This window comes from Cellulomonas avistercoris (assembly GCF_014836445.1).
Lineage (GTDB): Bacteria > Actinomycetota > Actinomycetes > Actinomycetales > Cellulomonadaceae > Cellulomonas > Cellulomonas avistercoris.
Genome location: NZ_JACSQV010000004.1, coordinates 46,990 through 60,300, shown reverse-complemented (window position 1 = coordinate 60,300; position 13,311 = coordinate 46,990). Strand labels below are relative to the sequence as shown.

The following is a 13,311-nucleotide window of genomic DNA, read 5'->3' as shown; positions in this document are numbered from 1 at the left end:
GACAATTTGTTGACGCTATGTCCACATCTTATCGACGCAGCGTCGACAACTCGTCGCTCCCGGTCACGATGTGACGAGATCCACAACCAGCCCCACCGCGATGGCGACCATGACGCACGCGATGACGACGTCGAGCACGCGCCACGCCACCGGCCGGGCGAACACGGGCCGCAGCAGCGCCGCGCCGTACCCGAGCGCGCTGAACCACACCACGCTCCCCACCGCGGCGCCGGCCGCGAACCACCACCGCGCGTCCCCGTGCCCCGCCGCGACCGACCCGAGCAGCACCACGGTGTCGAGGTAGACATGGGGGTTGAGCCAGGTCAGTGCGAGGGTCGCCGCCACCAGCCCTCCCGCCCCGACCACCCCGGCCGCCCCCGTCGCCGGCGCGCGGGCCGCACCCCGGTCCGCGGCGTCGACGACGAGCGCCGCGTCCCCGCGGACCGCGCGCCGCGCCGCGAGCGCGCCGTACGCGAGCAGCACGGCCGCCCCGGCCAGGGTCATGACGACCGTGAGCGTGCGGCTCGACGCGATGACCGCCCCCACCCCGGCGGTCCCGGCGGCGATGAGCAGCACGTCGGAGACCGCGCAGATCGCGACGACGAGCCCCACGCGCTCGCGCCGCAGCCCGTACCGCAGGACGTGCGCGTTCTGCGCACCGATGGCGACGATCAGACCCAGCCCGAGGCCGAGGCCGGCCCACGCAGAGCTCCACATGGGGACGACGGTAGGGCGGTCCGCGCCGTCAGCCCAGCGAAAGTTCTGCATGGAGCATTAGCGTGGCTGCATGAGCGACTGGGACCTGGGCCAGCTGCGCGCGCTGGCGGCCGCGGCCGACCTCGGCACGTTCGACGCCGCCGCCCGCGCGCTGCACGTCACGCCGTCGGCCGTCAGCCAGCGCATCAAGGCGCTCGAGCAGACCGCCGGCGCCGTCCTGCTGCGCCGTGACCGCCCCGTGCGCCCGACGGCCGCCGGCGAACCCCTGGTCCGCCTGGCCCGCCAGCTCGACGCGCTCACCGCCGACGCCACCCGGCACCTGACCGGTGACGCCGCCGTCCCGCACGTGACCCTCGCGATCAACGGCGACTCGCTCACCACGTGGGTGCTCCCGGCGCTCGCCCCGCTCGCGAGCCACGTGGCGCTGCACGTCGTCCGCGAGGACCAGGAGCGCTCGGCCGAGCTGCTGCGCGACGGCTCCGTGATGGGTGCCGTGACGTCGCAGGCGGTGGCGGTGCAGGGGTGCCGGGTCGAGCCGCTGGGCGTCATGCGCTACCGGCCGCTCGCGGCGCCCGCGTTCGCGGCCCGGTGGTTCGGGGACGACGCGGCGTCCGGGGGCGTGCGGGCCGCGGCGCTCGCCGTCGCCCCCGTCGTCACGTTCGACGCCGACGACCGCCTGCAGGACCGGTGGCTGCGCCGGCGGCGCGTCGACCCGGCACGTCCGCCCCGGCACCGCGTCCCCGCGTCGGCGGACTTCGCCGCGGCCGTGCGCCTCGGGTTCGGGTGGGGCATGCTCCCGGGCGAGCAGGCGGACGACGACGAGCGCGCCGGCCGCCTGGTGCGGCTCGCCGACGACGCGGTCGACGTGCCCCTGTACTGGCAGCAGTGGTCGCTGCGCACGGACGCGCTGGACGCGGTCGCCGACGCGCTGCGCACGGCCGCCGGGGACCTGCTCCCACCCGTGTGAACCGCTCCGTCGAGCTCCTCAGGGCGTGCGACCGTCCCACTGCGCGCACGTCCCGCTGTCGGTGACGTCGACCTCCTGCTCCTCGAACGCGAGGACCCACGCCGCACGCCACCGTGACAGGTTCGCGTCGGCGACGCCGGTCGGCACCGCGACCTCACGGAACGCGAGCGCGCACGACCGCAGGGGCTCGTCCAGCGCGTCGAGCGCGGGGACCGCGTCCGCGGACAGCCCGCGCAGGTAGCCGAGGTCCAGCTGGGCGCGCGCCTCGCCGGTCGTGTTGTGCCGCACGATCTGCGCGTCGGGGTCGGCCAGCGCGAGCCCCAGCATCGCGACCGCGACGACCTGCACCACGGCGACCGGGAGCCACGTCCCCCGCCAGCGGATCCCGGCCACCATCACCAGGACGAGGATCACCGCCAGCGCGACCTCGGCGACCAGGACGAGCAGCCGCAGCCGGGTCAGCCCGAACGCCTCGACGTACAGGTCCATGCGCCGCAGCGCGGAGGCGACGACGCCGAGCGTCCCCACGCACAGCACCCCCAGCGCGACCCGGGACACGAGCCGGTCCTGCGGGGTCGCGCGCGGCGCACGGCGGGCGGCGACGCCCACGACGACCAGGGTCAGCGCGGTGACGACGACGAGCTGCGCGAACCCCTGCCGCGCGTACTGCGCGTAGCTGAGGCCGAGGGTGTCGAGCACGTGCCGGTGACCGTCGACCAGGGCGCCCACCTGGACGAGCACGAACGCCAGGACGAGGGCCGCCAGCGCGCCGACCGGCAGCAGCCACTCGCCGCGGCGCGCAGGACGTCCCTCGGGGAGCCGGTGGTCGGACCAGCCGGGCGGCGCGATCGCGAGGTGCGCGAGCGACGCGGTGAGGAGCGCGACGAGCACACCGGCGAACACGCGCGCGGGCAGCATCCCGACGTCGAAGCTCGGCAGGTAGCTCGCGAAGACGCTGTCCGCGCTGGCGAACAGGGCACCGAACACGAGCAGCAGCACCACCGTGACGGCGACGCTGCGCAGCGCGACGAGCAGCTGCGCGCGCCGCGTGCCCAGGAGCGTCCCGACGCCGCGGCGGACCCACGGCACGGCCCGCAGGGCACCGGACGCCCACGTCAGCGGGCTCAGGAGCACCGCGGGCGCGCTGGTCGCCGACGTCGCGGCCACCATCCCCGCGAGGACCGCGACCACGACGCAGAGCGCGAGGACCCACCCGGCGTCGCGCACCGCGACCATGGCCACCAGTGCGACCGCGAGCGCCGCGGTCACGAGCGCGTTCCACGCGCGGCGCCGCACCAGGGCCGGCACCGCCGCACCCCATACCGCCAGCGCGACGAGAGCCGCGCCGAGGCCCGGCAGGTCGGCCACGAGCAGCACGCCCCCGAGCACGCCGACGCCCGCGGCGGTGGCGAGCACGGGGACCGGCGCGGGCACGGTGCGCGCCGCCCAGAACGCGTCGCGAGCGAGCGCGAACCGCGTGGGCGGCGCGGGCGGGAGGGCGGGTGCCTGCCAGGGCGGGTGCGGCGGCGCCGCGACCCCCGTCGGCCCGGCCGGCGGCGGGTCGGTCGGGGCGGTGGGCTCACCGGCGTCGCTCATGGCGACACCGTAGGTTCCGCCGGCCGCGGCCGTGCGCCGTTCCGCGTGAGAGATCGCCGCGTGCGCGTGCAGGTCCTGTGACGACCCGGTGGACGCGGCGGTCAGCGCGCCCCGCGCTCGACGAGGTCCAGCTCGACGCCGACGACGACCCCCGCTGCGCGACGCCCGGGCCGCAGCGGGCCACCGTCGTGGACCGCGCGGAACAGGTCCGCGTCGTCGGTCGGCGAGGTGCGCCGCAGCACGCCGTCGGCCGTGACGACGTCGACCGCCCGGACCCCCTCGACGTCGGCACCGACGAGCTGCCCGACCACCGTCACGCGCGCCGCCGCGGCCACGGGCACCAGGCCGTACCTCGCGGCCGCCGCCACGAGCGTGCCCCAGCGCACGCCCGGCCCGGCGTGCGCGCGTCGCAGCACGGGCAGCACCTCCAGGTGGAGCAGCGCGACGGGCGAGACCAGGACGGCACCGTCGCGCGACGCCTCGTCGCCGTGCCCGTCACCGGGGACGGCCACCGGGACCCCGTGCTCGCGGGCGAGGAGGACGACCTGCACGACCTCGTCGGGCGTGCGGGGGGTCACGGCGACCGCCGCGTGCCGGGCGCCCGTCGTCCCGTCCGCGGCGGAGGTCAGCCGCACGGTAACGAGGTCCACGAGCGCGTCGGCGAGCGCGGCGAGCCGCGCCGGGACGGGCGCCGGGTGGGTGACGGTCCCCGACGGCACGGGGTCCGGCCCCCCGGGCAGCGCGGCCACGGCGTCGGTCGGCAACGGTGTGAACACGCGCACCTCCTCCACGACGCGACACCCGCGTCGAACCCTCAGGAGCGGGCTGCCGCGTCCGTGATACCTCCGGGTCCGGTGACGTCGCGGGCGCCGGCGGTCGGGCCGGGCGACGTCGGACCGGTGCCGTCCGCCGCCGCCACGAGCCGGGCGCCGACCTCGCGCACGCACGCGCGCAGCTCCGGGCCGCCGACGACCCGGAACGGCACGGGCACGGCGGCCAGCTGCTGCGCGTACCAGGCGGGGTTGCTCGTCGTGGCGACCAGCCGGGTCGTCGTCGGGCCGACGGGCTCGACTCGCCCCAGCCCAGCGGGCAGCCGGCGCACGACGTCTGCGTGCGCGGCATCGACGAGCACGTCGACGTCGTACTCCCACCCCTGCGCCAGGTGCTCCTCCAGCAGGGCGACGGGGTCGACAGCCGGGGCCGGCGCGGCCGTCCCGGGCAGCGCCCGCACCGTGAGCACCCGGTCGACCCGGTAGGTGCGCACGGCGTCGCCGTCGTGCCGCCGGCACACGAGGTACCACCGCCCGTGCCGCACGACCACCGACCACGCGTCGACGTCGGCGTCCCACTCGCGCCCGGACTCCGAGCGGTACCGCACGCGCACGGGCCGGCGCTCCGCGCACGCCTGCACGAGGGCCGCGGTGACGGCAGGGTCGGGACGCGCTGCCGCACGGTCCGGCGCGGCCGCCGTCGAGCGGCGCACCACGGCGGCCTGCGCGGCGACGGGCTCCGGCAGGGCGCGCAGCAGCTTGTCGAGCGCGGACCCCACGGGGTCGGTCCGGTCGCGCACGTCGTGGTGCCCGTCCAGCACCGCCATGACGAGGCCCAGCGCCTCGTCGGCGCCGAACACCAGCGGCGGCAGCCGCACGCCGCGCCCCACCCGGTAGCCGCCGTAGGGTCCGCGCACCGACGTCACGGGGATGCCGGCCTCCCGCAGGACCGCGACGTACCGGCGCGCGGCACGCTCCGAGACCCCCAGGTGGGCGGCCAGGTCGGCCGCGGTGAGGCCCGGCCGCGCGTGCAGCTCGGAGAGCGCCAGCAGGGCGCGCGAGGTGGGGCTGGTGTCGCGGGTCGTCATGCCGCCCCCTGCGCGCGGTCCGCCGGGACGTCCGTGCGGGAACCGGCAGCGGATCGTCCGGAACCCAACCTACGGTCGCTCGCATGACCGACACCACCCCCCAGGGGACCCCACGGCTGGACACGACCATCGACGAGCCCGGGCCCGACGCCGGCGAGGTCGAGCTCGCGCTCTTCATGCTCGAGCGCACGCGCGCCACCTTCGCCTGGAAGGTCGGCGGGCTCGACGCCGAGGCGCTGCACCGCGCCTTCCCGCCGTCGGAGATGACCCTCGCCGGCCTGGTCAAGCACATGACCTTCGTCGAGGACGACTTCGTGGCCCGCTGGCTGGGCGCCGGGGGCTACGGCAAGCCGTGGCAGCGCACGACGCCCGAGGACTGGCCCGGGTACGACTGGCGCAGCGCCGCCGACGACTCCCCCGCCGACCTGTACCGCTGGTGGCAGGAGGCGGTCGAGCGGGCCCGCGCGGCGTGGACGCGCGTCACCGCCGACGGCGGCCTCGACGAGCCCGCGGCGATCGAGTGGGACGAGGGCGTCCACCCCAACCGGCGCCGCGTCCTGGTGGACCTCAACGCCGAGTACGCGCGCCACCTCGGTCACGCGGACCTGTTCCGCGAGGCGATCGACGGGCTCGTCGGGGAGGACCCGCCGCAGGGGTGACCGACGGCCGACCACGGACCGACGGGCGCCGGCCGCTACCGTGTGCCCGTGTCCACGTCCTCGGCCCTCGTCCTCGCCTGCGCCGGGAGCCTCGTGCTCGCCGTCGTCCTGGCCGTCCTCGGGTTCCGTGCCCTCGCCGCCGCGCGTGGTGTGCGCCGCGTGCAGGTGCCCGCGCGGCTGCTGTCGGAGTCGCCGAGCCCCGGCGGCGAGTTCGTCGACGTCGAGTACCCCGCGCCGGACGGCCGGACGCTGCGCGCCCGGATGCACGTGTTCCGCGTCCACGCCCCCGGGCAGCCGTACGTCTTCGACGGGACCGTCTGGGTCGACCCGGCGCGACCGACCGACGTCACGCCGCGGCGGCAGGGGCGCACGGCGGGTGCCGTGACGACGCTCGTGCTCGCGGCCGTCGCGCTGGTCGCGGCCCTCGGCACCGGCATCGGCGCGGCGGTCGTGCGGTTCGCGGAGTCGCTGCCGTCCTGACGTCGTGACGTCGTGACGTCGGGCGACGGCCCGACGACCGGTCGTGCCGTCAGGCCGGCGCACCCGCCGTCGGCGGGAACTCGGGCGCGCGACCGCCGAAGAAGCACTCGCACGGCCCCTCGAGATGGCGGAAGGGCGTGCCGGGACGGGCCGCGCAGGGGACGGGCGCGACGGGCGTGCGCTCCGCGCGCAGGTCGCGGGGGTCCGGGAGCAGGAGCGGCAGCAGCGCGGGCATCGTGTCCTCCGTCCCCCCGGTCGTGGTGGTGCCGACACCGTGGAGGAGTGCCGGGCGGGTGCGAACGTACACCGCCGGCGACCCCTCGCTCCTGCATCGGCACGCACAGCATGCCGCCTGACACCTGCACCCGGGTGGGACCTCGGACCGCCGGATGTCGGACCCCGGTCCTAGCCTGGAAAGCGACAGATCGGACAGCCCGGGCCGGTGGTGCCGGTGCGGCAGGAGCGGAGGCACGGACATGGCGCACGGCGACATCACGCACATCGACATCCCGGTCGGCGACATGCAGGCGGCGTCGCGGTTCTACGGGACGCTGTTCGGCTGGCAGATCGCCGAGGTCCCCGGGTTCGAGGGCTACCCGATGTGGTCGGCCCCGAACGGGATCAGCGGCGGTGGCCTGGCACCGCGCAGCGAGGGGTTCACCGCGCCCCGCAGCTACGTCGAGGTGGACTCGATCGACGCGGTGCTGGCACGGGTCGCGGAGCTCGGCGGTGAGGTCCGGGCGCCGAGGACGCCGATCGACGACACCAGCTGGTGGGCGTCGTTCGTCGACCCCGACGGCAACGAGATCGGGTTGTTCGAGGGAGCGACCGGCGGCGGCTCGGCCTGAGTCGATCCGCCCGGCGTCAGGCGTCGACGCGCAGCGGCAGCACGAGCCGGGTGATGTTCAGGTCGGGGTCACCGTCCGGCGCGGGGTCGGTGACGTACTCCTCCCAGAAGTCGCCGCGGCCCTCGACGCCGAGCTCGGCGCGCTCCTTCTCGAGCCGCTCCCACGCCTCGGGCAGCGCGTCGTAGGGGCCGGTGTGGATGAGCACGAGCGCGGCGCCCCCGGGCATCTCGCTCACCTCGACGTCCTCCGACGTGCCGAGCGCCGCGCCGTCGACCACGAAGCCGGCCGTGAGGTCGACGGTGTCGGTCGGCATCCGGTGGTACCAGCCGAAGGCCGGCCCCGCGAGCGTCCACCCCTCACGCCCGGCCGCAGTCGTCACCGACGCGTAGGCGGTGTCGTAGAACTCCGTCAGCCGTGACATCGGCACCGTCGCCCGCACAGCGGCGATGGTGACGGCGGGCAGGTCGGTCCGGGTGCACTCCATTGTCGTCCCCCTCGTGATCGGACGCGTGTCCGCGTCCATCCTCACCGACCGCGACCGGCAGGGGAACCCATCGGGGAGCATCGGGTGGGCTGTCCCGCAGGCTGGAACGGTTCGGGCAGGTCGACGGGTCCGAGGGGCCGCGCGCCCGCGGGATCCGGCGCCCAGGCGACCCCGGAGGACGCAGCCCGGTCCACCGGTACGTACCGTGGGGGCGTGACGCTCGTCGACCCCGTCCGACGCTGGCGCGCCCGCTCCGGTGAGGCGCTCTTCCTGCGTGTCGCCGGCCCCCACGGGCACCGCAGCCGCACGCGCATCCACGGCCGCCCCGGCCCCCGGTGGTTCGGCCCCGACGCCGCGGTGCGGGTCGTCCACGGCGACGCGTCGATGTTCGTCGGCGGGCTGCGCTCGCTGCTCCTGCAGTCGCTGCACCCGGCCGCGATGGCGGGCGTCGCGAGCCACTCGGACTTCCGCGACGACCCGTGGGGCCGCCTCGCGGGCACGAGCACCTTCCTGGCCACCACCGTGTTCGGGACCGCCGACGACGCCCAGGCCGCGGTCGACGCCGTGCGCACGATCCACACGCGGGTGCGCGGCGTGACGCCCGAGGGCATCGCGTACGCGGCCGACGACCCGGACCTGCTGCGCTGGGTCCACGTCGCGGAGATCGAGAGCTTCCTCGTCGCGCACACGCGGTACGGCGCCCACCCGCTGAGCCCCGCGCGGGCCGACGAGTACGTGGCGCAGACCGCACGCGTCGGGCGCGCACTGGGCGCCGTCGACGTGCCGGAGACGGTCGCCGACCTCCGGGACGCGATCGAGGGCTACCGCCCCGTGCTGCGCGCGACGCCCGCCGCGCTCGATGCGGCCCAGTTCCTGCTGCGGGAGCCACCCGTGCCGTGGACGCTGCGGCCGGGGTACGCGGCCCTGGCCGCCGCCGCCGTGGAGTCGCTGCCGGGGTGGGCGGCCGACGCGCTGGGGCTCCCGCGCCGCGGGCGGGTCCGGGTCGCCGCCGCGCGCGCCGCCGGGCACGGTGCGACGCGCACGGTGCGGTGGCTGCTGGCGGGTCAGCCGGAGGGCTGAGGCCCGGGGCGGAGGCATAAGGGTTTAGGCCCGTTGACCCGCGATGGAAAACGTTTGCAGAGTGTCGCTCGACCCTGGGAGCAGTGCCGCTCACCCGCCGTCGTCGACCCGAGCGCCCCGCTCCCGCCATCCCCACGGAGGGAGAGACCCGGTGAGAACCACGGGCCGCTCGAAGTCCCGCCCTGCCGTCGTCGTCCTCGCGTCGCTCGCACTCGCTGCGGCCGCGGTCGTCGTACCCCTACCCGCCCAGGCCGCCCCGTTCGTCGAGGCGGTGGAGAACGCCGGCGCCGACTGCACCTTCCCGTCGCTGCCGGCCACGCAGTCGAGCTCGCGTCTGCCCGACCCCTTCAAGCGCCCGGACGGGTCCCGCATCACCTCCAAGGCCGACTGGCGCTGCCAGCGGGAGATCACCCGGCGGCTCGCGGAGCGGTACGTCTACGGCGAGAAGCCGGGCAAGCCGTCGAGCGTGACCGGGAGCGTCACCAGCTCCCGGATCACGGTCGACGTCTCGCACAACGGCCGCTCCACCAGCTTCTCGGCCAACGTGTCGCTGCCCAGCGGCAACGGGCCGCACCCGGCCGTCGTCGTCTACGGAGGTTTCGGCGCGGACACCGCGACCATCCGCAGCGCCGGGGCCGCGGTCATCAGCTTCGACCCGTACGTCGTCGGCAAGGAGGGCACCGGCCGCGCCAACAAGCAGGGCGCGTTCTACGACATCTACGGCTCGACCAGCCAGACCGGCCTGCTCATGGCCTGGGCGTGGGGCGTCAGCCGCATCATCGACGTCATCGAGGCGTCGGGCGGGTCGGTCCTCAAGGCCGACGCGACCGGCGTGACGGGCTGCTCGCGCTTCGGCAAGGGCGCGTTCGTCGCCGGCGTCTTCGACCAGCGCATCGCGCTGACCATGCCCATCGAGTCCGGCACCGCGGGTGTGCCGATCTTCCGCGGTGTCCCGGGCGAGGGCGCGCAGTCGCTGAGCAGCGCGTACGGCGAGCAGCCGTGGTTCGGCGACGCGTTCGGGTCGTCCACCGGCAACCCGAACAACCTGCCGGTCGACACCCACCAGATGGTCGGCCTCGTCGCCCCGCGCGGTCTGTTCATCATGGACAACCCCCACATCGCCAACCTCGGCCCCCGCTCGGCGAGCGTCGCGGCGCTCGGTGGTGCGGAGGTCTACAAGGCGCTCGGCGCGGGCAGCAACATCACGTACTGGTCCGACGTCGCCGACGGCAGCCACTGCGCCAACCGGCCCGAGTGGCGCGCACCGCTGACGCAGAACATCCAGACGTTCCTGCTCGGCACGGGCACCCCGAACGGCCAGATGCGGATCTCGAGCCGCGCGGCGGGCAGCCTGTCGCAGTGGGTGGACTGGACGACGCCGACGCTCACGGACGGCCCTGGTCCGACCCAGACGCCGACGCCGACGCCGACCGTCACACCCACGCCGACGCCGGCCCCCACGCCGACGGTGACGGTGACACCCACACCCACGCCCACCCCGACGCCGACGGTCACGCCCACCCCGACCCCGGGCCCCACGACGGCACCCGGCGGCTGCTCCGCGGTCGTGTCGCTGAACCAGTGGAACGGTGGGTTCGTCGCGACCGTGCGGCTCACCGCGGGCTCGTCGGCGCTCAACGGCTGGACGACCACGGTCGCGCTGCCGGCCGGCGCGGGCGTCAGCAACTCGTGGAACTCGGTCGGCAGCGGGTCGAGCGGCACGGTCCGCTTCACCAACGCACCGTGGAACGGCTCCGTGGCGGCGGGCCAGACCACCGAGTTCGGCTTCCAGGGCACCGGCAACGGCCAGGGCCTGACGGCCACCTGCGCCTGACCTGACGAGCCGGATCGACCTCTGGCAGCGGGCTGGATCGACCTCTCACACGAGGTCGATCCAGCCCACCCACGCCTGCCCCCAAGGGCGCGAGAGTGCGATCCTGCTCGGCGCCGGCTTGTGAAACACCCAGAACGGGACGATGCTCGCATTGGTGATGTCGGTCACAGGTGACCGGCCGGTCCCGGGGGCAGTCCCATGTCGAGGATGACGTCGTCACGTCCACGCGCGCGCAGCCCGCTGCTCGTCGCTCTCGCCGTCATCGGGGTCGCGGTCGCCGCGGGAGGCGCACCCGCCGCGGCACTGCCCCCCGACCGCCTCGCGTCGATCCAGCTCGACGACGACACCCCGAGCTCGCCCGTCCCGGACACGACCCCTGTCGGCACCGCCCTGGAGGCCCCGGGGGCCGGCACGACCGCGGAGCCCGACGTGACCGACGACGCTCCGACCGACGGCGCGTCCCCCACGGACGCCACGGGACCGGCCCCCGCTGCGGTCGAGGTCACGCCGACCGAGGAACCGTCCCCCACGGACGCCACCAGCCCGACCCCTGCCCCGAGCGAGGAACCGTCTCCCACCGAGGCCCCGTACACACCACGCTGGCCGCCTCGGATCCGCTTGTGGTGGGGCCCGCAGAGCGGCCCGACGGAGGGCGGCACGGTCGTCGAGTTCATCATGGACTCGTACAGCCCCGAGTCCGGAACCATGGAGATGTGTGGAAGGCTGCTGACCCCGGTGGGCCCGCCGGGTCTGCTCATCGGCCACTGGGTCTGGCACTTCGTGACGCCGCCGTGCGCGCCGGGGGAAGCCACGATCACCTTCACCAACCGTGACGGCACGGAGTCGGTGACCTTCCTCTACGTCGGCGCGGCGAGCGGTGCGGGGGTTGACGGGGGGCCCGGGACCACGAGCGCCGCCACCGCCACCAGGCTCGCCACGACAGGCGGCGACGGCCGGTCGGCCCTCCTGGCGGCGTTCGCATTGCTCACGCTCGGCACGGCCCTGATCGAGACGGCCAGCCGCGCCCGCGCCCGGGCGTCGTGACGGCGAGCCGGTGCCGGCTTTGTGGAACGCCAAGAACGGGACGATCCTCGCGTGCGTGATGCCGGTCACAGGTCACTGGCCGGCCCTGGGGGCAGTCCCATGTCGAGGATGACGTCGCCACGTCCGCACGCCCACTTCCGGTTGCTCGTCACCCTCGCCGTCGCGGGTGTCGTGGTGGCCGCGGGCGGCGCGCCCGCCACGGCAGTGCCCACCGGCAGCCCGAGCGCTCCCGGCCCGGACGCCGGCCCGGTCGCGACCCCGCTCGACGGCACGGCCACGGAGCCCGACGTGACCGGCGTCGTCCCGACCGACGTCGCATCCCCGACGCAGGCCGCCGGACCGGACGCCGCCGCGGCCGAGGACGTGCCGACCGAGGCACCGTCCCCCACCGACGTCACGAGCCCGGCACCGACACCGACCGAGGACGTGCCGACCGACGAGCCGTCCCCGACGGACGCCCCGGGGACACCGGCACCCCAACCGCCGCGCATCATCGGATGGGGCCCGGAGAGCGGCCCGACGGCGGGCGGCACCTTCATCGACTTCTTCATGGACGGGTACAGCCCCGAGCGCGCAACCATGGAGATGTGTGGCACGCGGCTCACCCCGACGGGTCCGCCGCGCCTGCTCATCGGCCATGGGATCTGGACCTTCGTGACACCACCGTGCGCGCCGGGGGAGGCCACGATCACCTTCACCAACGCCGGCGGCACGCAGTCGAGAACCTTCCTCTACGTCGGTCCGGCGGGCGGCGTGGGGGCGAGCGGTGACGGCGGGGAGCCAGGGACCACCGCCGCTCGCCTCGCCACGACCGGCGGCAGCGGCCCGTCGGCTCTCGTGGCGGCACTCGCGTTGCTCACGCTCGGGGCGGGCATGGTCGAGACGGCCCGCCGGGCCCGCGCCCGGGCGTCGTGACGGCGAGTCGCACGGGAGTGTGAAGCGTTGCTGCCGGATTCCGGCAGCAAGGCTTCACACCCAGGTCATCGGCGCGCGGCGAGCCAGCCCGCCAGGTGGTCCGGGCGGTCGGTGATGATCTCGTCGACGCCCAGGTCGACGGCCGCGGCCCAGTGCGCCGGCTCGTTCAGCGTCCACACCGCGACCCGCAGGCCGGCGCCGTGCAGCCGCGCCACCAGGCTCGGGTCCTGCAGGACGGCGAGACCGTGCGGGTTGGCCATGACGACGTCGAGCGCGGCGCACACGTCGAGCACGTCGCCGGGCACGTCCTCCAGCAGCAGCCCCCGCCGCAGGTCCGGGTCCGCCTCGCGCAGCGCGGCGACCGTGCCCGGCGAGAAGCTCTGCACCACGACGCGCGACGCCAGGCCCGCGTCCCGCAGCGGACCGGTGACGCGCGCGGCCTGCTCGGCCGTCCACTCGCCCTTGACCTCGCACAGCAGGTCGACGGACGGGTGCCGCAAGAGCAGGTCGACGACCTCCTCGAGCAGCGGCACGCGCTGCCCGGCGTAGGCCGGCGAGAACCACGAGCCCGCGTCGAGCGCGCGCACGTCGGCGAGCGTCGTGCCGTCGAGCCGGCCCGACCCGGACGTCGTCGCGTCGAGCGTGTCGTCGTGGATCACCACGACGTGCCCGTCGGCGGTCAGCTGCACGTCGAGCTCGATCGCGTCGGCGCCCGCGCGGGCGGCGGACTCGAACGCTGCGAGGGTGTTCTGCGGCGCGACCCACGAGCTCCCCCGGTGCGCGACGACCCTGGTCACGTGCTGCTCCACGTCCCCACGGTAGGCCGTCC

The 13,311-nt window shown here is 75.8% G+C and carries 15 protein-coding genes; 8 read left to right on the top strand and 7 right to left on the bottom strand.

Going from position 1 to position 13,311, the window contains the following annotated elements:
* Positions 1–63: 63 nt before the first annotated feature.
* Positions 64–717, bottom strand: coding sequence for a LysE/ArgO family amino acid transporter (locus tag H9657_RS06060; protein WP_191781444.1), 654 nt, complete (start codon positions 715–717; stop codon positions 64–66).
* 70 nt (positions 718–787) lie between these two features.
* Here H9657_RS06060 and H9657_RS06055 point away from each other — a divergent pair, with 70 nt between their 5' ends.
* Positions 788–1,684: an ArgP/LysG family DNA-binding transcriptional regulator gene (locus H9657_RS06055; RefSeq protein ID WP_191781442.1), complete on the top strand. Its 897-nt coding sequence runs from the start codon at positions 788–790 to the stop codon at positions 1,682–1,684.
* Between the two features lie 18 nt (positions 1,685–1,702).
* Here the strand turns inward: H9657_RS06055 and H9657_RS06050 are convergent, their stop codons facing one another.
* From H9657_RS06050 to H9657_RS06040, 3 genes are all read right to left on the bottom strand, one after another.
* Entirely contained in the window at positions 1,703–3,280 is a 1,578-nt protein-coding gene (locus H9657_RS06050) for a DUF4153 domain-containing protein (RefSeq protein ID WP_191781440.1), read from the bottom strand.
* A gap of 101 nt (positions 3,281–3,381) precedes the next feature.
* On the bottom strand, positions 3,382–4,056 hold the full coding sequence (locus tag H9657_RS06045) for an FAD-binding protein (RefSeq protein WP_191781438.1): 675 nt from the start codon (positions 4,054–4,056) through the stop codon (positions 3,382–3,384).
* Positions 4,057–4,094: 38 nt separating this feature from the next.
* Complete coding sequence (locus H9657_RS06040) at positions 4,095–5,138, bottom strand: helix-turn-helix transcriptional regulator (protein ID WP_191781436.1); 1,044 nt, start codon at positions 5,136–5,138, stop codon at positions 4,095–4,097.
* 83 nt (positions 5,139–5,221) lie between these two features.
* On the opposite strand from H9657_RS06040, the gene H9657_RS06035 reads away from it, so the two are divergent.
* Complete coding sequence (locus H9657_RS06035) at positions 5,222–5,797, top strand: mycothiol transferase (RefSeq protein ID WP_191781434.1); 576 nt, start codon at positions 5,222–5,224, stop codon at positions 5,795–5,797.
* A 48-nt stretch (positions 5,798–5,845) separates the two neighbouring features.
* On the top strand, positions 5,846–6,277 hold the full coding sequence (locus H9657_RS06030) for a hypothetical protein (protein WP_191781432.1): 432 nt from the start codon (positions 5,846–5,848) through the stop codon (positions 6,275–6,277).
* Positions 6,278–6,326: 49 nt separating this feature from the next.
* On the opposite strand, the gene H9657_RS06025 is transcribed toward H9657_RS06030, so the two are convergent.
* A complete protein-coding gene (locus tag H9657_RS06025; protein WP_191781430.1) occupies positions 6,327–6,512 on the bottom strand; it encodes a hypothetical protein in 186 nt (61 codons plus the stop codon).
* 241 nt (positions 6,513–6,753) lie between these two features.
* Here H9657_RS06025 and H9657_RS06020 point away from each other — a divergent pair, with 241 nt between their 5' ends.
* Positions 6,754–7,125 (top strand): VOC family protein, encoded by a 372-nt coding sequence (locus tag H9657_RS06020; protein WP_191781428.1) that lies wholly within the window; start codon positions 6,754–6,756, stop codon positions 7,123–7,125.
* A gap of 16 nt (positions 7,126–7,141) precedes the next feature.
* Here the strand turns inward: H9657_RS06020 and H9657_RS06015 are convergent, their stop codons facing one another.
* Positions 7,142–7,609 (bottom strand): GyrI-like domain-containing protein, encoded by a 468-nt coding sequence (locus H9657_RS06015; RefSeq protein ID WP_191781426.1) that lies wholly within the window; start codon positions 7,607–7,609, stop codon positions 7,142–7,144.
* Positions 7,610–7,822: 213 nt separating this feature from the next.
* On the opposite strand from H9657_RS06015, the gene H9657_RS06010 reads away from it, so the two are divergent.
* The 4 genes from H9657_RS06010 (at position 7,823) to H9657_RS05995 (ending at position 12,482) form a co-directional block, all read left to right on the top strand.
* Positions 7,823–8,689 carry an oxygenase MpaB family protein gene (locus H9657_RS06010; protein WP_191781424.1) on the top strand — a complete coding sequence of 289 codons (867 nt, stop codon included), beginning with the start codon at positions 7,823–7,825 and terminating at the stop codon, positions 8,687–8,689.
* A 151-nt stretch (positions 8,690–8,840) separates the two neighbouring features.
* Positions 8,841–10,523 (top strand): glucuronyl esterase domain-containing protein, encoded by a 1,683-nt coding sequence (locus tag H9657_RS19580; protein WP_318241328.1) that lies wholly within the window; start codon positions 8,841–8,843, stop codon positions 10,521–10,523.
* 207 nt (positions 10,524–10,730) lie between these two features.
* A complete protein-coding gene (locus H9657_RS06000) occupies positions 10,731–11,567 on the top strand; it encodes a hypothetical protein (protein WP_191781420.1) in 837 nt (278 codons plus the stop codon).
* A 108-nt stretch (positions 11,568–11,675) separates the two neighbouring features.
* Positions 11,676–12,482: a hypothetical protein gene (locus H9657_RS05995; protein WP_191781418.1), complete on the top strand. Its 807-nt coding sequence runs from the start codon at positions 11,676–11,678 to the stop codon at positions 12,480–12,482.
* 65 nt (positions 12,483–12,547) lie between these two features.
* Here the strand turns inward: H9657_RS05995 and H9657_RS05990 are convergent, their stop codons facing one another.
* Entirely contained in the window at positions 12,548–13,291 is a 744-nt protein-coding gene (locus H9657_RS05990) for a glycerophosphodiester phosphodiesterase (RefSeq protein WP_318241327.1), read from the bottom strand.
* Between the last annotated feature and the right edge of the window lie 20 nt (positions 13,292–13,311).

Coding starts and splice junctions, on each gene's coding strand:
- H9657_RS06060 (WP_191781444.1), bottom strand. CDS start 717: ATGTGGAGCTCTGCGTGGGCCGGCCTCGGCCTCGGGCTGGGTCTGATC.
- H9657_RS06055 (WP_191781442.1), top strand. CDS start 788: ATGAGCGACTGGGACCTGGGCCAGCTGCGCGCGCTGGCGGCCGCGGCC.
- H9657_RS06050 (WP_191781440.1), bottom strand. CDS start 3,280: ATGAGCGACGCCGGTGAGCCCACCGCCCCGACCGACCCGCCGCCGGCC.
- H9657_RS06040 (WP_191781436.1), bottom strand. CDS start 5,138: ATGACGACCCGCGACACCAGCCCCACCTCGCGCGCCCTGCTGGCGCTC.
- H9657_RS06035 (WP_191781434.1), top strand. CDS start 5,222: ATGACCGACACCACCCCCCAGGGGACCCCACGGCTGGACACGACCATC.
- H9657_RS06025 (WP_191781430.1), bottom strand. CDS start 6,512: ATGCCCGCGCTGCTGCCGCTCCTGCTCCCGGACCCCCGCGACCTGCGC.
- H9657_RS06020 (WP_191781428.1), top strand. CDS start 6,754: ATGGCGCACGGCGACATCACGCACATCGACATCCCGGTCGGCGACATG.
- H9657_RS06015 (WP_191781426.1), bottom strand. CDS start 7,609: ATGGAGTGCACCCGGACCGACCTGCCCGCCGTCACCATCGCCGCTGTG.
- H9657_RS06000 (WP_191781420.1), top strand. CDS start 10,731: ATGACGTCGTCACGTCCACGCGCGCGCAGCCCGCTGCTCGTCGCTCTC.
- H9657_RS05995 (WP_191781418.1), top strand. CDS start 11,676: ATGACGTCGCCACGTCCGCACGCCCACTTCCGGTTGCTCGTCACCCTC.